This is a genomic window from Ruegeria sp. E5, assembly GCF_056534105.1.
Window position 1 is genome coordinate 726,370 of the sequence record NZ_JBQFPA010000002.1, and the last position, 18,503, is coordinate 744,872.

The following is an 18,503-nucleotide window of genomic DNA, read 5'->3' on the forward strand; positions in this document are numbered from 1 at the left end:
GCAAGACAGACGCACCGATTAGCTGCAAGTGTGCATCAGGCCGCGCCATCAGGGCAAGGGGGACACAGGGTGTCCGCGGTGCTCGCGCCTGTTAGTTGACCAGCAACACCGCCTCGACCCGGCGATTGAGATCGCGGCCCTCGGGCGTAGCGTTAGAGGTGATGGGCGCAAGATAGCCTACGCCCTGCGCCTCGATCCGGTCGGCGGCAACACCGTGCGCTTCGATCAGGCGCGCACGCACGGCTTCCGCCCGTTTGGTGCTGACCGCAATATTGGCCTGCAATGCGCCCGTATCATCCGTGTGCCCTACCAGCGCCAAACGGGTCGAAGGATTGTCGGCCAGATAGCCCGCAAGCAGCGCAAGCGAGGCAAACGACCCTTCGCCCAGCGCGACTTCGCCGGTGCGAAAGTGCAGGTCATCAAGGATGACATGTCCGGTACTGCTGAGATCGTTTAGCAACCCGGCAGGGCCCTCAACGGTTTCCTCGATCACAAGTGGCTGCGCAGGCAGCGTACCTTGCGGGGTCACCCGGATCATCTGCACATAGCCATCCGGCGGGTTGCGGCTGACCAGCAGGCTCAGCACTTCGTCACCGCGGGAGGCGGATAGAAAACGGTAATCGTGGATCGCCACATACATGTCAGGCGTCGGCACCACTTCGGTGCCAAAGCGGAAATCGAAACCGCCACAATTGCGTGCCTCGCATTCAAACGCGATCTCGAAACCTTGCGCCTGAAGCTGATCCCGAAGCGGTGCAAGAATTTGCAGCGTCGTGCTGGACCCGGCCTGCAGACGCCATGTTAGCCGCTCGACACGCCCTTCGACAGTGCGGGATGGAACCGCGCCGTCGGCAAACACGCCGGTTGGCAGGTCGTAGCTGTCCAATGCACTGGTGCGATCCGAAATCTGCCGGGCGCTGGCGGGCAACGTCAGATCCTGCGCCTGCACAGGCACGGCCAAAAGGAGGCTAAGGAACAGGAAACGGATCATCGGAACTGCGCATGATACTCTGGGTTCGGGACCATGGCAGTGGCACTGGCCACGCGGTTGGTCATATTGAAGAAACCGGTGACATTGGCAATGTCCCAGATATCGCGATCCGAAAACCCGACATCGCGTAAAAGCTGGCGATCGGGCTCTTCGATTGTGGTGCTGGCGGTGGTCATCTTGGCTGCGAAATCCAGCATTGCACGTTGGCGCGCGTCCAATTTGGCGACGCGGTAGTTCATGACCAGCATCTCACCCAGCTGCGGATCGTCCGAAAGCTGCCGCACCGCTGCGCCATGAGCCACGAGGCAGTAGAAGCATTTGTTGATCGAGGACACCACGACCGCAATCATCTCGCGTTCCAGCTTGGTCAGCCCGCTATCGGCCAGCATCAGATCATTATACATCGAAGTGAAGGCATTCAGCTTGTCGATATCGAAGGCATAGGCGCGCAGGACATTCGGCACCATTCCCAGTTTCTCAACACAGATATCAAAGTATTTCTGCGTCTCTGACGGTAGTGGGTCCACCATTGGCAGATCCAAGGCAGTGGGCATGTCCTGTTTGGTCAATTCGTCCTCCTCAGACGCGCTGGCGATAGTGGTATTCTCCGACGATCTTCATCCCAAGCGAGTGGTAGAGGCCATTGGCCCCCGCGTTCGCCTTGGTACAGATCACGCTAAGCGTCTGCGCGCCATTGTCCAGCGCCCAAAAGGCCGCGGCGCGCATGGCCCACTGGCCCAACCCCTTGCGGCGGTGATCCGGTAGGATTTCCAGCGCGTGAACCATCGCGATACCTTCATGGATCGCCACGAAGCCGGTTCCTGCGGGCTGATCGCTGTGGCGCAACAAAAGGCCGGTCTTTCGGCCCGGTGCCCGGTACATGATCGCAATCCGTTCGGGGCCGATACCGCCCTGCGCCCAGATCTCACGCATGATGGCCAGCGGTTCCCAGATGTTGAAAACAGTCACGCGCGGGATCGGGATATCGGTCAACTGCTGCGCCGGGCAGGAATAAATATTGACCGGATCAAGGATGTTGTAGCCGCGTTGCGCAAGCATGGCATCCAGCGCCTCATCTCCGGGCCGCAGGCAGAAGAGGCGTTTTTGACCCATCGCCTGCATGGCGCTTTCGGCCGCATCGATATCGGCACTGGTGACGTCCCCGGTGCGATTGGCGGCAGAGACGCGTGAACCTCCGCCCTGTCCTTGCCGCAGTCGAAATGGGCCTTGCGTTTGATAGCCGGCGGCAGGCCATGTGCCATCGACAACAGCGGCCCAATCGGGATTCAAAGCTCGATCTCTTTCGCAAGGCGGGTCATGGCGGCATCGATCCGTCCACCCTCGGTGCCGCGCACGACGACGTTGGCTCCGAAGACGCCATTCGTCTGAAACGGATAACAGCCGATCGAAAGATCGCCGAAGTCTTTGGCCAGTGCGGCCAAAGTTGCTGCAATATCGCCTTCACCCCGATCCACACGCAGCGTCTGCGACAAAAGCGGGCTACCTCCGATGAGCGAAGGCAGAACGCTTGCAACCATGGCCTGAAAAACCAAAGGCACCCCGGCCATGACATGGACGTTGTTGATGGTAAAGCCGGGCGCGGTCGAGACCGGGTTGTCGATCAATTCGGCCCCTTCCGGAATACGCGCCATGCGCAGGCGAGCGTCGTTCAGCTCCAGCCCGGATTTCTCGTAATGCGCCTCAAGCAATGTACGCGCGTCGTCGCGAACATCGATATGCACACCAAAGGCACGGGCGATGCAATCGGCGGTGATGTCGTCATGGGTCGGACCAATACCACCACTGGTAAACACATGGTCATGGGCCTCTGATAGCGCCCTTACGGCTGCCTCAATCGCGGGTGCATCATCGCTGACAATGCGCACCTCTTTCAGGTCAATGCCGTGTTTGGTCAGCTCTCCAGCCAGATAATGCATATTGGCATCGCGGGTGCGGCCCGAAAGGATCTCATCCCCGATCACCAACATTGCAGCGGTTGGATTGGCCATGACGCGCCCTCCCTCTTGATCGACCGTTAGGGCAGGTATAGGCCCTTGGCCATGCGATTTGAAACCCCCCTTGTCCCCGCTCGACTGATCCGCCGCTACAAACGCTTTCTGGCAGACTGCAGGCTGGAAGACGGGCGCGAGGTGACAGCCCATTGCGCCAATCCGGGCTCAATGATGGGGCTGGCAGAACCGGGTGAGAAAATCTGGCTGGAGCCCAACGACGATCCGAAGAAAAAGCTGAAATACGGCTGGCGGCTGGTCGATCATGAGAACGGGCATTTCACAGGGGTCGACACATCAGTCCCCAACAAGGCGCTTCGGTTGGCGCTCGAGGCGCGTGAAATCCCCGAGCTGGCCGCCTATGAAACCGTGCGCCCCGAGGTCAAATACGGTGAAAACAGCCGTATCGATTTCCTACTGACCGGGCCGGGCCTACCCGATGCTTATGTCGAGGTCAAAAGCGTCACCCTCTCACGCCAAGCGGGCCTCGCCGAGTTTCCCGACAGCGTCACCGCACGCGGCACCAAACATTTGGGCGAACTGGCAAAGATGGCCGTACAGGGCCATCGGGCGATCATGCTTTATCTGGTGCAAAGGACCGATTGCGATCGGTTTGCACTGGCCGATGATATTGACCCAGCCTATGCGGCGGCGTTTGAGGCAGCGATTGGGGTTGAACGCTTTGTCGTTGGAACTCGGATCACGCCCGAAGGCGTCTGGGTTGAGCCCGCTCGGCAATGGGGCGCGGGCTAGAAACTTCTTTGTTAGACCCTATTTACTAGTTGAAAACCGAGCCCTCTGGTACTTTCTGCACAAGCAGCGTAAAAGAAGTGCTGCGTGAAATATTTGGAGTCCCGCACCGATGAAAGAACATCGTGGCCGTCTGACCAAAGACGGTATCCGCATCTATGAACAGAGTGACTTTGCCGGCATGCATGCGGCAGGGGCGCTGGCTGCGCGGATATTGGATGACATTGCTGAACATGTTTTTGTCGGCCAGACCACCGGTGCGATTGACGGGCTGATCACTCAGATGGTCGAGGATGCAGGTGCGGAATCGGCAACCATTGGCTACAAGGGTTATCAGCACGCCAGCTGCATCAGCGTGAACCACGTGGTGTGTCACGGCATTCCAGGTGACAAAAAGCTGAAGGATGGCGACATTCTGAATATCGACGTGACCGTCATCGTTGATGGCTGGTTCGGTGATACGTCGCGCATGTATGTGGCGGGTAAATTGCCGCGCAAGGCCGAACGGCTGATTCAGGTGACCCACGACGCACTGTTCAAAGGTATCGAGATGGTCAAGCCGGGCAATACCTTCGGCGATATCGGCCACGCCATTCAGGCCTATGTCGAGGCGCATCGGATGAGCGTTGTACGCGATTTCTGCGGCCACGGTCTGGGCCGGGTGTTCCACGCGCCACCAAATGTCCTGCACTATGGTCGTCCGGGTACCGGAGCTGTGTTGGAAGAGGGCATGTTCTTTACCATCGAGCCGATGGTCAATCTGGGGCGTCCCGAAACCAAGACTCTGTCCGATGACTGGACTGCCGTGACCCGCGACAAATCGCTGTCGGCGCAGTTCGAGCATTCGGTCGGTGTGACCGCAGATGGGGTTGAGATTTTCACCTTGTCACCGGGCGGCAAATATCACCCGACCTATTCGTCCTGATCGGTCGCCTGATCGCGTAATAGCTTCAGCAGCAAGGTTTCATCCCGCCACGGGATGACCGCGTCGTGAATGAACACCGGCGCGCGCATCGGTTTGGGCGGAGGCCCAGTTGTGGTGTCGGCGTCTTTCGAAAAAGCCCAGAGCGGAGGTGTGATAGCGCGGTCCATGGACCAAGCATAACACGTTTATGGCTCAAAGTCCCAAAAGCTTGGGCGCATGTAACATGTCGGAGAACACTTCGGCCCCTAGTTCTTCCAATCGCGCACCATCATCATGGGCCGCATAGCCCAGGCAGCGCATATTGGCGCGCATTGCTGCGGTGACACCGTTTTCGCTGTCTTCGATCACAACCGGCACCGTTGCGCCGAAATGCTGGGCAGCGGTCAGGAACAGGGTCGGGTCGGGCTTGCCCGTTCCAAGCACCTGCGCCGAAAACATCACATCTTGAAAACGCTCCCAAAGACCATTCTGGCCCAAAGTAATCTTCATTTTCTCAGGCCGCCCATTTGAGGCGACACAATAGGGAATGTCGCTTGCATCCAGTTGCGTCAGCAATTCACGGATACCCGCGACCAGAGGCGTGCCTGCTTTCAGCGTCTCGTAGATTTCCGCATAGATTTGATCAGTCCAGTCATCCGGCAGATCAGCCCCCAGCTCGCGCGCCTTGTCGCGCACACCGGTCATGGTGCCGCCGACAAACAGGAACATGCATTCGGCTAAGGACAAGTGCAGACCATGGCCAGCGAGATTGTCGACCATGACCTGATTGGACAAAACCTCGCTATCGACCAGAACGCCGTCGCAATCAAAGATAACCAGATCGTGCATCTCAGCCCCCTGTGCGCCACATCAGCGAGATATGCGTGTCGCCATATTTCCGCGCGTCGTGCAGCGTGAAGCCCTCGGGCGCGAGCATGGGGGTGCTTTCTTCCCAGACGATCAGAGCGTCATCAGACAACCAACCACCTTGGGTAGCCGCGGCCAGTGCCCTTTGACCCAGAGCTTTTCCGTAAGGCGGATCCAGAAAAACCAGATCACAAACAGTGCCCGGGTTTTCGCCCAAACGGGTCGCATCCCGCCGGATCAAAGTGGTCTGGCTGGCGCTTCCGGTCAGGGCGATATTCTTGCGGATCAGACCCTGCGCGACCCTCCCATCATCGACAAACGTGACGTGGGACGCGCCTCGAGACAGCGCTTCAAGTCCCAATGCACCGGTGCCCGCAAACAGGTCGAGAACCTGCAAGCCGTCGAAGTCGATCTGATGATTTATAACGTTGAACAGGCTTTCCCTTACCCGGTCAGTGGTCGGGCGAAGATGCGCACCGGCATCGCCTTTGCCAACCGAAGTCAGAGCCCGGCCCCGGAAGTCTCCGGCGATGATCCTCACGCTTTGAGCAGCGGTTTCAGGTCCGCTTCTGGGTCGGCAACAACAGCCGGATCAGCGGTCTTGCCCGCATCAATCAGGCGTTTGCCGACCATATAAGCGCGCGGGTCATTCATCGCGTCGACCGCGATCAGCTGATCGCCCTTGTAGTACCAGAAGGACACCGTCGCGCCCTCACCCTTGCGAGTCACCACACGGTCGTAGCCGGTATTCAGCCCGGCGATCTGCAGCTTGACGTCATACTGATCGGACCAGAACCATGGCGTTGCAGTGTAATCCTTAGCCGCGCCCAACATGTTCTGGGCCACGATCTCGGCCTGATCAATGGCGTTCGGCACGCTTTCCAGGCGGATACGGCCTTCGCCATGCGGGAACGACGCGCAATCGCCCGCCGCCCAGATCGACGGATCTGAGGTGCGGCCATGGGCGTCGGTCTTGATGCCGTTATCCAGCTCTAACCCGGCTATTTCAGCCAATTGAATCGACGGCGCGATGCCGACGCCAACCACGACGAAATCCACCTCAAGCTCGGTGCCGTCGGTCAGAACAGCACCCTTCACTTTGCCGTTTTCACCAACCAGACGATCCAACCCGACGCCCTCACGAATGTCGGCCCCGTATTCGGTGTGCAGCGTGCGAAAGTAGTCGCTTGTCTCTTTCGCCGCAACACGCTGAAGGATGCGGTCGGCCATCTCGACCAAGGTCACCCTGACCCCGCGCTTGGCACAAACGGCGGCGGCTTCAAGCCCGATATAGCCGCCACCAACGATCAGCGCGCGGGCGCCATCCGATACCAGAGGTTCCATCTCGTCGATATGGGCGAGATCTCGCACCACATGGACACCCTCAAGATCGCCCCCGATCGCTGCGGGCAGGCGGCGTGGGTCGGACCCAGTGGTCAGCGCCAGTTCATCATAGGTGATCACCTCATCGCCGAGGGTCACCGTCTTGGCCTTTGGATCAATCGCCGTCACACGTTGACCCAACCGTAGGGTGATATTGTTTTCGGCATAGAAGCTCTCGGGCCGCAAGAACAGGCGCTCCAGCTCCATCTCGCCCAACAGGTAAGCCTTGGACAAGGGCGGGCGTTGGTAGGGCAAATGCGGCTCGGCTCCGATCAGGGTGATGTCACCTTCGAACCCGTCCTTGCGCAGCCGTGCTACCAAAGAAGCACCGGCCTGCCCTGCCCCGATCACGACAATATGGCTCATGTTTCGCTCACCCTGCAGAATTCACGTGGTTACTTTGTTTCGACCACCTATATTGCGGCAAAGCCCGACTCTGCAAATCCAAATGACAGGAGCGTAAAAATGATTGCAACAGGTGACATGCTGCCCGAGGCCACGCTGATCCAGATGGGTGCCGAAGGCCCCGAGGAGGTTCGGATTTCAGACAAGACCAAAGGGCGCAAGGTTGTGATCTTTGCTGTACCCGGTGCGTTCACCGGAACCTGCACAACCGCTCATGTACCAAGCTTCATGCGGACCAAGGACCAGTTCGATGCCAAGGGTGTAGAGGAAATCATCTGTATCTCGGTCAACGACCCTTTCGTGATGGGCGCCTGGGGAGAAAGCACCGGTGCAACAGCGGCCGGGCTGACCATGCTGGCCGATGCAGCGTCCGAGTTTACCAAGGCCATCGGCATGGATTTCGACGCCCCGCCCGTAGGCCTGATTGCACGCTCCAAACGCTATGCAATGCTGGTTGAAGACGGCAAGGTTGTGGCGATGAATCTGGAAGAAAACCCCGGTGTCTGTGAGGTCTCGGCTGGTGAAGGCCTGCTTGATAGTATCTGATCCCTGTCGGCCCCGGTTTGACCGGGGCCACGTGAAACGCATTTAACTTGATGCAACGCCCCGATGCGCCAATACTTGGCCCATACAACTGGGGAGTTCATTGATGCGACTGAAATTTCTTACATTGATTCTTGGCACCGCCGGGGCCCTGGCGGCGTGCGGACCTGCACCCACACCCCAACAACAGGCTGCGCGACAGCACGAGATCGCCTGCCTGAGTGGTACCATAGGCGGCGCCCTGATCGGTGGAGTGATCGGCAATCAATTTGGCGGTGGTTCAGGCAAGACCATCCTGACGGCGGCGGGCGCCGCTGCGGGTGGCGTGTCTGGCGAACGTTACGCGTGCTGAGGAGATTTGAGATGAAACGAGTATTGATTATCACCACCGTATTCGTGATGGCTGCTGCTGCAAACGCAGAGACTGTCGCAGAACTGCACGAGGCCGAGTTGAATAACATCGACACCAACAATGACGGCTTCCTGTCCAAGGACGAATTCAACGCCTTCTCGGACTATGCATTTCAGGCAATGGACGAAGACAAGAACGGCACTCTGGGCCTGAGCGAAGCAAAACCGTTCTTGGATATCAAACAGTTCGAAGCCGTTGACCGGGATGGCGACAGTCTTATCTCAAAGGCAGAGTATGTCAGCCAGATGCAGAACGATTTTGACGCTGCGGATAAGGATGGCAACGGTCTCTTAGATTAAACGCCAACTTGGTTGGCAGGAGCGTGTCATGAATAAATGGATCTGCCTCGGTAGCCTGGTGGCTTTGGCCGCATGTGACGTACAGCAATCCCCGGTGATCAGCGGCCCTGATGGTCAGGTGCAGATTCAGATCAATACCAGCGGTCTGACCTGTTATGAAAATCGGTGTCTCGACATCAATCCGGCGGCCCGCAGCGTGCGGTCCGTCGGCACCCGTACGATCAGAATTCCGGGCAATATCAATGTCAGCGACGGCACGATCACTCCGGCAGAATTCAAGCAGCTGGGAACGGCAACATTGCTGGCCGGTGGGACGGGTTCACGCGGAGACCGTTAGCAGGCTGTCCATCTTACGCGCCAGCTTGGCGTCTTGTGCAGACAGACCGCCAACATCATGGGTCGACAGGACCACCTCTACCGTGCGGTAGACATTCGACCATTCGGGGTGGTGGTTCCATTTCTCGGCCCAGATCGCCACCTGCGTCATCCAGCCAAAGGCGGCGACAAAATTATCGAAGATGAAGGTCTTGGTGATCGCGTCGCGGTCTTCGACCATGGTCCAGCCATTTCTGAACAGCGGGTCCAGCAGCGGGCCGCGGGTCTCGGTTGACAGAAGTTCGGTCATTGCTGTTCCTCCGGGTTCGATTTCCTGAACGGGCCATAATCCGTCAGAATCTCGATCTCTTCTCCCACTGCGTGGGACTCGGCGTCCAGATATTTCTGAACCGCATCAGCAAAACCCGGATCGCCAACCCAATGCAAGCTATGCGTGCGGGTTGGCAGATAGCCGCGCGCCAGCTTGTGCTCGCCCTGCGCACCGGCCTCAACCCGCGCCAGACCTTCCGCAATGGCAAAGTCGATCGCCCTATAATAGCACAGTTCGAAATGCAGGCAGGGGTGATGTTCGACACAGCCCCAATACCGGCCATACAGCGTTTCCCGCCCGACAAAATTTAACGCACCGGCGACGGGGTATCCATTGCGTTCGGCCAGCACCAAGGCGATGTCATCCGTCATGGTTTCCTGAGCGATATCAAAGAATTGTCGCGTCAGGTAGGGCGAGCCCCATTTTCGCGCGCCGGTATCCTGATAGAACCGCCAGAACGCGTCCCAATGCTCGGGTCGCAGATCATCGCCGGTGATTGTTCGAATCTGCCCACCGAAATCACAGGCCTGCGTGCGTTCCTTCTTGATATTCTTGCGTTTGCGCGAGGACAGCGCAGCCAGAAACTCGTCAAAATCGGCGTAATCATCATTGAGCCAGTGAAACTGCTGCGAGTGGCGGACCATCAGGCCCATCTGCTCACCTGCCAGCGCTTCGGCCTCGGTGCAGAAAGTAGCGTGCAGCGATGAAATTCGATTCTCGGCGGCCAGTTGCACCGCTCCTTGCACCAGCGCCGAGATCCCGACAGCATCGTAGCCGGGTCGCACCAAAAAACGCCTGCCAGTCGCGGGTGTGAAGGGCACCGCGATCTGCAGCTTGGGATAATATCGCCCGCCCGCGCTTTCATAGGCATGAGCCCAGCTATGGTCGAAGATGTATTCACCTTGGGAGTGCGACTTGGCAAACATCGGGGCTGCCGCAATCAGCATCCCGTCCAGATAGGCTGTCAGGTATTGCGGCTGCCAGCCAGTACCGCGCCCGACCGAGCCGCTTTCTTCCAGGGCAAGCAAAAACCGATGTGTCGTGAACGGATCAAACGGTCGCCCGCCATCGGCAACCTCGGGGCAGGCGCAACTGTCCCAGTCGCTCGCGGAAATCTGCGAGACCGATGTCAGAACCCGAACCTCAATCTGTGCCTGATCCATATCCCCTCCGCGCTGCACCTTTATCTGTGATCGCGCGCGCCGGGATCAAGCGGGATGTTCGGCCAGATAGCCTTCGAACGTAACATTATCGGCAACCTTGCGTGCCTCTGCTTCTTGTTCAAGCGAGCGCACGGTCCAGCACAGGATCGGCACACCCTGTGCCTTCAACTCAGCGACCCGGGGGCGGTCAAGATCGATGACTTCATGGCTGATAAAGCTGGCTCCAACGCGGTCGAAATCCGGGATGTTGCGCAGATGATCGCAGACGGCTTGCGGCAGAAGCTCGACTTTGGGCTCGTAAGAACTGGTAACGAGACCGCGCGGCAAATGTGGCGTAAGGCGTGCAATCTCTGCGACTGAATGCGGGTTGAACGACATCAGCGCGACCGGGCCTTCATAGTCTTTCAGTGCGCTTACAGCATCTGCTTCCAAAGCGCCGATATCGGGGCCCATTGCACCATCTTGATCCTTCAGCTCGATGAGCAAGGGCACCCGTCCTGCAACAATGGCCAGCACCTCTTCCAGCGAGGGGATACCTTCACCGTCAGAATGCAGAAGCGTCTGGGCCCGCGCTTGTGTTTCGGTGATCTGTTGGATCGGTCCGGGCTGCCCGGTCAGACGTGTCATGTCATAGTCGTGAAACACCATGGCCCGATTGTCACGGGTGCGTTGCAGATCAATCTCGACCCCATAACCGGCGTCTATTGCGGCACGAATGGCGGCCCGGCTATTCTCGGGCCGCTGATCAGAAATGTCATGCAGCGCGCGATGTGCTATCGGGCGCTGCAGGAACTCAGACGGAAGGGACGGTTTCATTGAACCTCGAAAATACCCTCGATTTCAACGGCAACACCCAAAGGCAATGAGGCTGCGCTGACGGCCGAGCGCGAATGACGACCGGCGTCGCCCAGCGCTTCGACCAGGAAGTCGGAGGCCCCGTTGATCACCTTCGGCTGTTCTGTGAAATCAGCGGTCGAGTTTACAAAACCGGTCAGCTTGATCACGCGCACCAGCTTGTCGATATCGCCACCACAAGCCGCTTTGACCTGAGCCAACAGGTTGATGGCGCAGACTTTGGCTGCAGCGGCGCCTGCCTCAACATCCATATCATCACCGAGCTTACCAGTGATCAGATCATCCGCCTTGGAGATCTGGCCCGACACGTAGACAATGTTGCCGATGCGCACGAAAGGAACGTAGTTCGCTGCCGGAGCAGGTGCGTCCGACAGGCTGACACCCAGGCTGTCCAGTTTTGCTGCGATGCTCATATGATTGATCCTCATCTCGTAGTGATTCAGCGCGGACGCTACCCGGGAAAACCTGTTTCCGAAAGCGGGAAAGCGGGATTTTTCCCATTGCCTGCAAACTGGGCAGGTCTTCTCTTATTCAGGAAGTGTTGAATTCGTGTCACTTTACGTCGCCCCATCGGCTGAGGTAAACGCGAGTTGTTGTTTCAAATCCTGCGCGAAACCTCTATGTGAGACCAATTGCGCCACCAAGGGTGCAAAGGCTGTATTGATTGAAGGCCCGGATACCGCTGGGCAATTTTCGGAGTAACGAAGACAGTGCCAAGTTACATTCGTCTGAAGCACCTGATCATATTCGCCATCCTGACGGTCCTATCGGCATGCGCGACGCAGCCTCAGGACGCAGCGGCGCGGGGTGAGATTTTTGACCCCTATGAAGGGACCAACCGGGGCATTCACAAGTTCAATCTGGGTGTGGACCGATTCCTGTTCCGACCGGCCTCGAAAGGCTATGTGAAGATCGTACCAGATCCGATGGTTACCAGTTTCAATCACTTTGCCGAAAACCTGACGATGCCCGGGCAGGCGCTGGACTATCTGCTGCAAGGCAATCTGAAACAGTCCGGCAATGCGCTGCTGCGCTTTCTGATCAACTCGACCGTGGGCGGCTTTGGCCTGTCAGCCCCGGCTGATGAGCTGAACCTGCCGTCTGTTGATACTGATTTCGGCGAAACCCTGCATGTCTGGGGCGTGGGCGAAGGTGCTTATGTGGAACTGCCCTTCTACGGCCCGTCCACCGCGCGCGATGCGGTCGGCGTTGTGGTCAACCTGTTCTCGAATCCGATCAACTTTAGCCCGACCCGCCCGGTCGACAATATTGGTGTCTATGCCGAGGTCGTGCGGCGGATGGGAGATCGCGGTCGGTTCTCGGATACAGTTGATTCGATTCTGTACGAAAGTGCAGACAGTTACGCGCAAGCGCGCACGATCTACCTGCAAAATCGCCGCTTTGAACTGGCAAGGGATGATGAAGACGCCTATCTGGGTCTGTATGACGATCCCTACGCCACCACCGGGACCGACCCTGTCAGAGACCCCTATCTTGACCCGTACGAGGACCCCTATGCCGAATAACCTGTTGAACCGACGCCGTTTTGTGGCCACCGCCCTGACCGGGATGACAGTTGCCGCATTGCCTCTGCCCGCGTTCGCGCTGACCGAAGCGCAGGCCAAACAGCTGGTCAACAGCGTTGTGGCCGATATCACGCGTATCATTGACTCGGGTAAATCCGAAAATGCCATGCTACGTGATTTTCAAAAGATCTTTGTGCAATACGGTGATGTGCCGATCATGGCCCGCTATGCGCTGGGGGCGGATGCACGCACAGCCTCATCCGCACAGCTGCGTCAGTTCACCAAAGCGTTCGAAGGCTATATTTCGCGCAAATATGGTCGCCGGTTCCGCGAGTTCATCGGCGGTGAGGTCACCGTGCGTAACGCGCGCAAGATCAAGACCGGATACGAGGTCAGAACCTCGGTCAAATTGCGCGGCTCATCCCCGTTCGAAGTGACATTCCTGGTGTCCGACAAATCGGGCCGTGGCAAGTTCTACAACATGTTCATCGAAGGTGTAAATTTGTTGCTGACCGAGCGCACAGAGATTGGCGCAATGCTGGATGCGCGCGGCGGCGACCTGAATCGCCTGATCAAAGATCTGAAAAAGACTGGCTGATCAGAGGTATTACCCTACGCCGGCCACCGCTCGACCCGTTCGCGCGGTGGCTTTTTTGTTCAGGTTGCAGGCTTGCGCGCGATCTGGCTGACATAAGACATGTAGCCAAAAAACGTGTTTGCAGACACACGCGCCCGGGCCTCGGATTTCAGCGCCTGTGCCGTTTCAGGCGCCAACAACCCGGTCTCGGCCATTCGATCCGCACCACGGTCGATAACGGTCAGAAAGTAAGTCGCCTCTCCTTCGGCTACATAACCGTGTCCCCGGCGACGGCCCAGCTCAAAACCTGCCTGAGAGAGTACACCGCCAATCTGGCGCATGATCCAAAGGTTTGTGACGTTCTGATTGATCATGAACCGAATGAGTTGATCCAGAGGATCAAAATCGGCAATCTGCGCTGTGGCGGTATCGTAGTCCCCATCGCAAATCGCGAATATCCCGCCCGGTTTCAGTATCCGAAAGGCCTCGGAAACCACATCGTCGGGGCCGGGTACATGGCACAACAGTGTATGCGCCAGAACAAGGTCTGCTGAGCTATCTTCAAGCCTGGTTGCCTTTGCATCGCCGGTTTCAAAAACAAGATTGCTCTCGCTGGCGAAGCCGTTTCTCGCACGTTTGACCATAACCGGTGAGGGCTCAATGCCGAGCGCGCGCTCCACCCCGCCAACTGACAGCAGCTCTTGCGTGATGTGCCCGGTGCCTGAACCCAGCTCAACCGCGAACCCGCCCTCAGGGACAATCAGATCACTTAGATAGCTATCCCTGATCTCTTTCTGCGCCGGCTCCAGACACCGCGCTTCCATAGCTTCGGCGATACGCTCTTGGACCGAGATATCCTGCCCGGCCAGATCGGAATACGGATCGGACATAGCGCGCCTCCCTTCGCTACGTCCCAAGATAGCATATTTCAAATTAACCGGCCAAAACCGACCGTGATTGCTATGGCCCACCCCGGGTTGGTGCGGGCCAACGGTCCCTTAGTTCAGCCGTTCACCCGTTTCCTTGGCAAAGTAGGAAACCTTGCTCATGTCGAACGCCAAGTTCAGCAATTGACCGGCCTGCGCGCTGGTTTCAGCATGCAGCCGCGCCGTGACCTGCTTGCCACCCAATTCCGACACCACATAGGTATCTGCCCCTGCGGGTTCGACCATATCGACCATGCAGGCGGCTTCCTGCACGCCTGCGCCAGCGCGGAACCCCGCCTCGGCGATATCTTCAGGGCGTAGACCAAGGATGACATCCTGCGGCAGAGACAAGTCGCGTGCATCGTTCAGAACCAGCGTTTCACCGGATTCGCGTGCAATAGAGATTTGCGTTCCCGAGCCATTGTTCGATGCCTGTGCCGGGATCAGGTTCATCGCAGGTGAGCCCATGAAATCCGCCACAAACAGGTTGGCCGGGTTGTTGTAGATCTCGGCCGGAGTACCGATCTGCTGCACGACCCCGCCTTTCAGGACCACGATCTTGGTGGCCAGCGTCATCGCTTCGATCTGGTCGTGGGTGACATAAACAATGGAGGCGTCCAGTGTCTGGTGCAGCTTCTTGATCTCGGTCCGCATCTCGACCCGCAGCTTGGCGTCAAGGTTCGACAGCGGTTCATCGAACAGGAACAGCTTGGGGTCGCGCACCAACGCCCGGCCCATCGCGACCCGCTGACGCTGACCACCCGACAGTTGGCTGGGGCGGCGGTTCAGCAATGGCTCGATCTGCAGCAAGGAGGCGACGTCTTTCAGCTTAGCTTCCTGCGTGGCCTGATCGACGCCGCGCACTTTCATGCCGAAGGTGATGTTCTTGGCCACCGACATGGTCGGGTACAAAGCGTAAGACTGGAACACCATCGCGATGTCGCGATCCTTGGGGCTGACATGGGTCATGTCGTTGCCGCCGATGGACAATGTGCCACCGGTGATCTCTTCCAGTCCCGCAATGCAGTTCAGCAGCGTAGACTTACCGCAGCCCGAGGGGCCGACAAGCACCAGGAAATCGCCCGGTTCAATCGAGATGTTGATGTCTTTCAGAATCTCGGTCGCGCCGTAATTCTTGTAGAGTTTGTTGATATCAAGGATGGGAGCCATGGGTCTTATCCCTTCACTGAGCCAGCGGTCAGGCCGCGGATGAAATACTTACCGGCAACGACATAGACGAGCAGCGTCGGCAGCCCTGCGATGATCGCGGCAGCCATGTCGACGTTGTATTCTTTGACGCCGGTGGTGGAGTTTACGATGTTGTTGAGCGCAACAGTTACGGGCTGTGTCCCTGCCTGGCTGAACGACACGCCAAACAGGAAGTCGTTCCAGATCTGCGTGAACTGCCAGATCACGGTCACCACGATGATGGGCAGCGACAGCGGCAGGAAGATCGACCAGAAGATCCGCATGAAGCCGGCCCCATCAACCCGCGCCGCCTTGGTCAGCTCGGCCGGAATGGTGACATAGTAGTTGCGGAAGAACAGCGTGGTGAAGCCCAGCCCGTAGATCACATGGACAAAGATCAGGCCCGGAATGGTTCCGGCAATCCCCATCATACCCAGCAGACGTGCCATTGGCAGCAGAACAACTTGGAACGGGATGAAGCAACCGAACAGCATCAGCGAGAAGATGATATTGGCCCCTTTGAACCGCCATTGCGCCACGACATAGCCGTTCAGCGCACCCAACAGGGTCGACAAAAATACCGCAGGCACCGCGATCAGAACCGAGTTCCAGAAATAGGGTCGCAAACCTTCACACTGGATACCGGTACAAGCGCCGGACCATGCGGTTTTCCAGGCGTCAAAGCTGACCTCTCGCGGCAGCGAAATCAGGCTGCCGGTGCGGATTTCCTCAAGGCTTTTCAATGATGTCGTCAACATCACGAAGAGCGGCATTAGATAATACAGTGCAAACAGGCCAAGCAGGACATAAAGCAACCAACGCAGGGCAATCTTGCCCGTAGCGCTTTGGGTGCGGGTTTGTGTTTGGGGCATCGACAGATCAGTCATTTTTCGCCCTCAGCTCTGAGTAAAGATAGGGAACCACGATGGCAAAGACGACCAGCATCATGATCATCGCGGACGAGGCTGCTTGACCAATATCGCCGCGCGAAAACGCCATGGCGTACATGTAAGTAGCGGGCAGATCGGTTGCGTAGCCCGGACCGCCACCAGTCAGGGCGATGACAAGGTCGAAGCTTTTGATTGCGAGGTGCGCCAGCACGATGAAAGCAGACAGGAAAATCGGGGCCATCGAAGGGATGATGATCGCCGTATAGATGCGCCAAGTGGGGATACCATCGACCTGTGCGGCCTTGATGATCTCGCCATCGACCGAACGTAAACCGGCCAAAAACAACGCCATGACGAAGCCGGAACTCTGCCAGATCGCGGCGATCACGATAGTGTAGATCGCATAGTCAGGGTTCACCAGCCAGTCGAATTCGAAATTCGGAAAGCCCCACCCCTGCACCATGGATTCGATGCCCAGGCCCGGGTTCAAAATCCACTTCCACGCCGTACCGGTCACGATCATCGACAACGCCATCGGGTACAAGTAGATCGTCCGGATCGCGCCTTCGACGCGGATCTTCTGATCCAGCAGGATGGCCAGCAACAGGCCCAGTACCATCGCGATCACGATGAACAGCGCGCCAAAGATATACAGGTTGTTGATCGCCGTATCCCAGCGGGGTGAGTCGAACAGGCGTTCATACTGAATGAAGCCTTTGATCTCGTATTTCGGCAGTAGTTTCGATCGGGTTAGCGACACCCATGCGGTCCATCCGATAAATCCGTAGACAAAGATCAATACGGCGATGAACGACGGTGCCAGCACCACCTTGGGCAGGTGGTTTTCCAGCCATTCGGACATTTTAGCCTCCGGGGAAAGATGCTCTGCCCCTCACTATAGGGGCAGAGCGTATTGGATCAGTAGCTGTTTGCTACCGCGTCCGCCAGTTGCTGAACCGCGTCAGCCGAGGACATATCCGAGTTGAAATGTGCGGTCACAACATCCGTAATCGCACCGGCCTGCGACCCGCGCAGCGCCATACCATGGGCGTAAGACGGCAGCAGCGAACCGCCTGCCGAGGTCGAACCCATATCTTCGGCCGAGATTTGCGCGCAGATGTCGAACGCATCCAGCGCCACATCAGTCCGCGCAGGGATCGAGCCCTTGTTCAGGTTGAACACTTCCTGGAACTTCGGCGCGACGATCAGCTTGGCCAGCAATTCCTGACCAGCGCGGTTGTCGTCACCTTCCACTTCGAACATGGCGAAGCTGTCGACGTTGTACAGATATCCGTCGCCGGGGGTCGAGGCACACAGGAAGTCTTCGCCGGGCTTCTTGCCAGCCGCCAGGAATTCGCCCTTGGCCCAGTCACCCATGATTTGGAAGGCTGCTTCGCCATTCATCACCATGGCGGTGGCAAGGTTCCAGTCGCGGCCTGAGAAGTTTTCGTCCACATAACCGCGCAGGGTGCGCATCTGATCAAAGACCTGAACCATGGTGTCCGAGGTCAGCGCCTCGGGGTCGAGATCGACAAAGGCTTTCTGATAGAACTCGGGGCCACCCAGTCCCAGCGCAACCGCTTCGAACACTGTGGCGTCTTGCCACGCCTGGCCACCATGGGCCAACGGGATCACTCCGGCAGCCTGCAGTTTTTCGGCAGCGGCGTTGAACTCTTCCCAAGTTGTGGGCATTTCAATGTCGTTGGCGGCCAGAACGTCAGCATTGGCCCAGATCCAGTCGATGCGGTGCACGTTCACAGGTGCTGCGCACCACGTACCTTCGCACATCATGTGGCCTGCAATCGATGCTGGCAGCACATCGGCCCAGCCTTCGGCTTCTGCCACGGATGAAATGTCTGCCAAAACGCCCTCTTCATACCATTCCTGAATGGCAGGTCCTTTCAGCTGAACAGCAGTCGGCGCGTTACCCGCAAGAACCCGGGCCCGCAGCGCAGTCATGGCCGCATCGCCGCCGCCACCTGCGACCGGCATATCGGTCCATGTGCCGCCGTTCGAGGCGAACTCTTCCTGCAGAACCGCGACCGATTTCGCCTCACCACCGGATGTCCACCAGTGCAGAACTTCGGCCTTTGGTTCAGCCACAACAGCCGACCCGGCCACTACGGCCAAGGTCGACACGGTGGCAAATGCAAAACGCTTCATTTTTTG

General features: G+C 58.1%; 25 protein-coding genes. 8 read left to right on the plus strand and 17 right to left on the minus strand.

Annotation, left to right across the window (positions count from 1 at the left end; genetic code table 11):
* Positions 1–91 precede the first annotated feature (91 nt).
* The 4 genes from ACR0BI_RS11435 to ACR0BI_RS11450 are packed head-to-tail and all read right to left on the minus strand — an operon-like array spanning position 92 to position 3,000.
* Positions 92–991: an OmpA family protein gene (locus ACR0BI_RS11435; RefSeq protein ID WP_480561946.1), complete on the minus strand. Its 900-nt coding sequence runs from the start codon at positions 989–991 to the stop codon at positions 92–94.
* The gene (locus ACR0BI_RS11440) at positions 988–1,560 is read right to left on the minus strand and encodes a peroxidase-related enzyme (protein ID WP_480561944.1); all 573 of its coding nucleotides are present in this window, start codon (positions 1,558–1,560) and stop codon (positions 988–990) included. The genes ACR0BI_RS11435 and ACR0BI_RS11440 overlap by 4 nt, the downstream gene beginning before the upstream one ends.
* Positions 1,561–1,570: 10 nt before the next feature.
* Entirely contained in the window at positions 1,571–2,281 is a 711-nt protein-coding gene (locus ACR0BI_RS11445; RefSeq protein WP_480561942.1) for a GNAT family N-acetyltransferase, read from the minus strand.
* Positions 2,278–3,000 carry a competence/damage-inducible protein A gene (locus ACR0BI_RS11450; RefSeq protein WP_223117215.1) on the minus strand — a complete coding sequence of 241 codons (723 nt, stop codon included), beginning with the start codon at positions 2,998–3,000 and terminating at the stop codon, positions 2,278–2,280. Before ACR0BI_RS11450 ends, ACR0BI_RS11445 begins: the two co-directional genes overlap by 4 nt.
* A gap of 51 nt (positions 3,001–3,051) precedes the next feature.
* Between ACR0BI_RS11450 and sfsA the strand changes: the two genes are divergently transcribed.
* A complete protein-coding gene (gene sfsA, locus ACR0BI_RS11455) occupies positions 3,052–3,753 on the plus strand; it encodes a DNA/RNA nuclease SfsA (protein WP_170426107.1) in 702 nt (233 codons plus the stop codon).
* Between the two features lie 109 nt (positions 3,754–3,862).
* The gene (map, locus tag ACR0BI_RS11460; protein WP_170394785.1) at positions 3,863–4,675 is read left to right on the plus strand and encodes a type I methionyl aminopeptidase; all 813 of its coding nucleotides are present in this window, start codon (positions 3,863–3,865) and stop codon (positions 4,673–4,675) included.
* Here map and ACR0BI_RS11465 read toward each other — a convergent pair.
* Genes ACR0BI_RS11465 through ACR0BI_RS11480 form a run of 4 tightly spaced genes read right to left on the minus strand, consistent with a single transcriptional unit; the run spans position 4,663 to position 7,270 of the window.
* Complete coding sequence (locus ACR0BI_RS11465; RefSeq protein WP_170394788.1) at positions 4,663–4,842, minus strand: hypothetical protein; 180 nt, start codon at positions 4,840–4,842, stop codon at positions 4,663–4,665. The two genes, map and ACR0BI_RS11465, sit on opposite strands and share 13 nt — an antisense overlap.
* A gap of 25 nt (positions 4,843–4,867) precedes the next feature.
* Entirely contained in the window at positions 4,868–5,503 is a 636-nt protein-coding gene (locus ACR0BI_RS11470; protein WP_480561939.1) for an HAD family hydrolase, read from the minus strand.
* 1 nt (position 5,504) lies between these two features.
* On the minus strand, positions 5,505–6,062 hold the full coding sequence (gene rsmD / locus ACR0BI_RS11475) for a 16S rRNA (guanine(966)-N(2))-methyltransferase RsmD (protein ID WP_480561937.1): 558 nt from the start codon (positions 6,060–6,062) through the stop codon (positions 5,505–5,507).
* Positions 6,059–7,270, minus strand: a complete 1,212-nt coding sequence (locus tag ACR0BI_RS11480) for an NAD(P)/FAD-dependent oxidoreductase (protein WP_480561935.1) — start codon at positions 7,268–7,270, stop codon at positions 6,059–6,061. The genes rsmD and ACR0BI_RS11480 overlap by 4 nt, the downstream gene beginning before the upstream one ends.
* A 99-nt stretch (positions 7,271–7,369) precedes the next feature.
* Here ACR0BI_RS11480 and ACR0BI_RS11485 point away from each other — a divergent pair, with 99 nt between their 5' ends.
* The 4 genes from ACR0BI_RS11485 (at position 7,370) to ACR0BI_RS11500 (ending at position 8,900) form a co-directional block, all read left to right on the plus strand.
* The gene (locus ACR0BI_RS11485) at positions 7,370–7,855 is read left to right on the plus strand and encodes a peroxiredoxin family protein (protein WP_170408529.1); all 486 of its coding nucleotides are present in this window, start codon (positions 7,370–7,372) and stop codon (positions 7,853–7,855) included.
* Between the two features lie 103 nt (positions 7,856–7,958).
* Positions 7,959–8,204 (plus strand): glycine zipper 2TM domain-containing protein, encoded by a 246-nt coding sequence (locus tag ACR0BI_RS11490; RefSeq protein ID WP_480561933.1) that lies wholly within the window; start codon positions 7,959–7,961, stop codon positions 8,202–8,204.
* An 11-nt stretch (positions 8,205–8,215) separates the two neighbouring features.
* Positions 8,216–8,563 (plus strand): penta-EF hand family protein, encoded by a 348-nt coding sequence (locus ACR0BI_RS11495; protein WP_170626752.1) that lies wholly within the window; start codon positions 8,216–8,218, stop codon positions 8,561–8,563.
* A gap of 28 nt (positions 8,564–8,591) precedes the next feature.
* The gene (locus ACR0BI_RS11500; protein WP_170408530.1) at positions 8,592–8,900 is read left to right on the plus strand and encodes a hypothetical protein; all 309 of its coding nucleotides are present in this window, start codon (positions 8,592–8,594) and stop codon (positions 8,898–8,900) included.
* Here the strand turns inward: ACR0BI_RS11500 and ACR0BI_RS11505 are convergent.
* Genes ACR0BI_RS11505 through ACR0BI_RS11520 form a run of 4 tightly spaced genes read right to left on the minus strand, consistent with a single transcriptional unit; the run spans position 8,883 to position 11,640 of the window.
* Positions 8,883–9,188 carry a 4a-hydroxytetrahydrobiopterin dehydratase gene (locus ACR0BI_RS11505; RefSeq protein WP_170394812.1) on the minus strand — a complete coding sequence of 102 codons (306 nt, stop codon included), beginning with the start codon at positions 9,186–9,188 and terminating at the stop codon, positions 8,883–8,885. The two genes, ACR0BI_RS11500 and ACR0BI_RS11505, sit on opposite strands and share 18 nt — an antisense overlap.
* A complete protein-coding gene (locus ACR0BI_RS11510) occupies positions 9,185–10,372 on the minus strand; it encodes a GNAT family N-acetyltransferase (RefSeq protein ID WP_170408531.1) in 1,188 nt (395 codons plus the stop codon). Before ACR0BI_RS11510 ends, ACR0BI_RS11505 begins: the two co-directional genes overlap by 4 nt.
* A 45-nt stretch (positions 10,373–10,417) precedes the next feature.
* The gene (locus tag ACR0BI_RS11515) at positions 10,418–11,188 is read right to left on the minus strand and encodes a glycerophosphodiester phosphodiesterase family protein (RefSeq protein WP_480561930.1); all 771 of its coding nucleotides are present in this window, start codon (positions 11,186–11,188) and stop codon (positions 10,418–10,420) included.
* A complete protein-coding gene (locus ACR0BI_RS11520; protein ID WP_170394820.1) occupies positions 11,185–11,640 on the minus strand; it encodes a RidA family protein in 456 nt (151 codons plus the stop codon). The genes ACR0BI_RS11515 and ACR0BI_RS11520 overlap by 4 nt, the downstream gene beginning before the upstream one ends.
* 297 nt (positions 11,641–11,937) lie before the next feature.
* Between ACR0BI_RS11520 and ACR0BI_RS11525 the strand changes: the two genes are divergently transcribed.
* Together ACR0BI_RS11525 and ACR0BI_RS11530 are read left to right on the plus strand one after the other, a co-directional pair.
* Complete coding sequence (locus ACR0BI_RS11525) at positions 11,938–12,753, plus strand: MlaA family lipoprotein (RefSeq protein ID WP_480561928.1); 816 nt, start codon at positions 11,938–11,940, stop codon at positions 12,751–12,753.
* Positions 12,743–13,351, plus strand: coding sequence for an MlaC/ttg2D family ABC transporter substrate-binding protein (locus ACR0BI_RS11530; RefSeq protein ID WP_170408534.1), 609 nt, complete (start codon positions 12,743–12,745; stop codon positions 13,349–13,351). The genes ACR0BI_RS11525 and ACR0BI_RS11530 overlap by 11 nt, the downstream gene beginning before the upstream one ends.
* 59 nt (positions 13,352–13,410) lie before the next feature.
* Here ACR0BI_RS11530 and ACR0BI_RS11535 read toward each other — a convergent pair whose 3' ends face one another.
* The 5 genes from ACR0BI_RS11535 to ACR0BI_RS11555 form a co-directional block, all read right to left on the minus strand.
* On the minus strand, positions 13,411–14,220 hold the full coding sequence (locus ACR0BI_RS11535; RefSeq protein ID WP_170664290.1) for a methyltransferase domain-containing protein: 810 nt from the start codon (positions 14,218–14,220) through the stop codon (positions 13,411–13,413).
* A 108-nt stretch (positions 14,221–14,328) separates the two neighbouring features.
* Positions 14,329–15,426: an ABC transporter ATP-binding protein gene (locus ACR0BI_RS11540; RefSeq protein ID WP_170408536.1), complete on the minus strand. Its 1,098-nt coding sequence runs from the start codon at positions 15,424–15,426 to the stop codon at positions 14,329–14,331.
* Between the two features lie 5 nt (positions 15,427–15,431).
* The gene (locus tag ACR0BI_RS11545) at positions 15,432–16,331 is read right to left on the minus strand and encodes a carbohydrate ABC transporter permease (RefSeq protein ID WP_170408537.1); all 900 of its coding nucleotides are present in this window, start codon (positions 16,329–16,331) and stop codon (positions 15,432–15,434) included.
* Positions 16,324–17,196: a carbohydrate ABC transporter permease gene (locus ACR0BI_RS11550; RefSeq protein WP_039543053.1), complete on the minus strand. Its 873-nt coding sequence runs from the start codon at positions 17,194–17,196 to the stop codon at positions 16,324–16,326. The genes ACR0BI_RS11545 and ACR0BI_RS11550 overlap by 8 nt, the downstream gene beginning before the upstream one ends.
* 56 nt (positions 17,197–17,252) lie before the next feature.
* On the minus strand, positions 17,253–18,497 hold the full coding sequence (locus tag ACR0BI_RS11555; protein ID WP_170514081.1) for an ABC transporter substrate-binding protein: 1,245 nt from the start codon (positions 18,495–18,497) through the stop codon (positions 17,253–17,255).
* Positions 18,498–18,503: the final 6 nt, after the last annotated feature.

Coding starts and splice junctions, on each gene's coding strand:
- sfsA (WP_170426107.1), top strand. CDS start 3,052: ATGCGATTTGAAACCCCCCTTGTCCCCGCTCGACTGATCCGCCGCTAC.
- ACR0BI_RS11505 (WP_170394812.1), bottom strand. CDS start 9,188: ATGACCGAACTTCTGTCAACCGAGACCCGCGGCCCGCTGCTGGACCCG.
- ACR0BI_RS11550 (WP_039543053.1), bottom strand. CDS start 17,196: ATGTCCGAATGGCTGGAAAACCACCTGCCCAAGGTGGTGCTGGCACCG.
- ACR0BI_RS11480 (WP_480561935.1), bottom strand. CDS start 7,270: ATGAGCCATATTGTCGTGATCGGGGCAGGGCAGGCCGGTGCTTCTTTG.
- ACR0BI_RS11490 (WP_480561933.1), top strand. CDS start 7,959: ATGCGACTGAAATTTCTTACATTGATTCTTGGCACCGCCGGGGCCCTG.
- map (WP_170394785.1), top strand. CDS start 3,863: ATGAAAGAACATCGTGGCCGTCTGACCAAAGACGGTATCCGCATCTAT.
- ACR0BI_RS11520 (WP_170394820.1), bottom strand. CDS start 11,640: ATGAGCATCGCAGCAAAACTGGACAGCCTGGGTGTCAGCCTGTCGGAC.
- ACR0BI_RS11540 (WP_170408536.1), bottom strand. CDS start 15,426: ATGGCTCCCATCCTTGATATCAACAAACTCTACAAGAATTACGGCGCG.
- ACR0BI_RS11510 (WP_170408531.1), bottom strand. CDS start 10,372: ATGGATCAGGCACAGATTGAGGTTCGGGTTCTGACATCGGTCTCGCAG.
- ACR0BI_RS11435 (WP_480561946.1), bottom strand. CDS start 991: ATGATCCGTTTCCTGTTCCTTAGCCTCCTTTTGGCCGTGCCTGTGCAG.
- ACR0BI_RS11545 (WP_170408537.1), bottom strand. CDS start 16,331: ATGACTGATCTGTCGATGCCCCAAACACAAACCCGCACCCAAAGCGCT.
- ACR0BI_RS11530 (WP_170408534.1), top strand. CDS start 12,743: ATGCCGAATAACCTGTTGAACCGACGCCGTTTTGTGGCCACCGCCCTG.
- ACR0BI_RS11555 (WP_170514081.1), bottom strand. CDS start 18,497: ATGAAGCGTTTTGCATTTGCCACCGTGTCGACCTTGGCCGTAGTGGCC.
- ACR0BI_RS11500 (WP_170408530.1), top strand. CDS start 8,592: ATGAATAAATGGATCTGCCTCGGTAGCCTGGTGGCTTTGGCCGCATGT.
- ACR0BI_RS11465 (WP_170394788.1), bottom strand. CDS start 4,842: ATGGACCGCGCTATCACACCTCCGCTCTGGGCTTTTTCGAAAGACGCC.
- ACR0BI_RS11485 (WP_170408529.1), top strand. CDS start 7,370: ATGATTGCAACAGGTGACATGCTGCCCGAGGCCACGCTGATCCAGATG.
- ACR0BI_RS11470 (WP_480561939.1), bottom strand. CDS start 5,503: ATGCACGATCTGGTTATCTTTGATTGCGACGGCGTTCTGGTCGATAGC.
- ACR0BI_RS11495 (WP_170626752.1), top strand. CDS start 8,216: ATGAAACGAGTATTGATTATCACCACCGTATTCGTGATGGCTGCTGCT.
- ACR0BI_RS11535 (WP_170664290.1), bottom strand. CDS start 14,220: ATGTCCGATCCGTATTCCGATCTGGCCGGGCAGGATATCTCGGTCCAA.
- ACR0BI_RS11515 (WP_480561930.1), bottom strand. CDS start 11,188: ATGAAACCGTCCCTTCCGTCTGAGTTCCTGCAGCGCCCGATAGCACAT.
- ACR0BI_RS11450 (WP_223117215.1), bottom strand. CDS start 3,000: ATGGCCAATCCAACCGCTGCAATGTTGGTGATCGGGGATGAGATCCTT.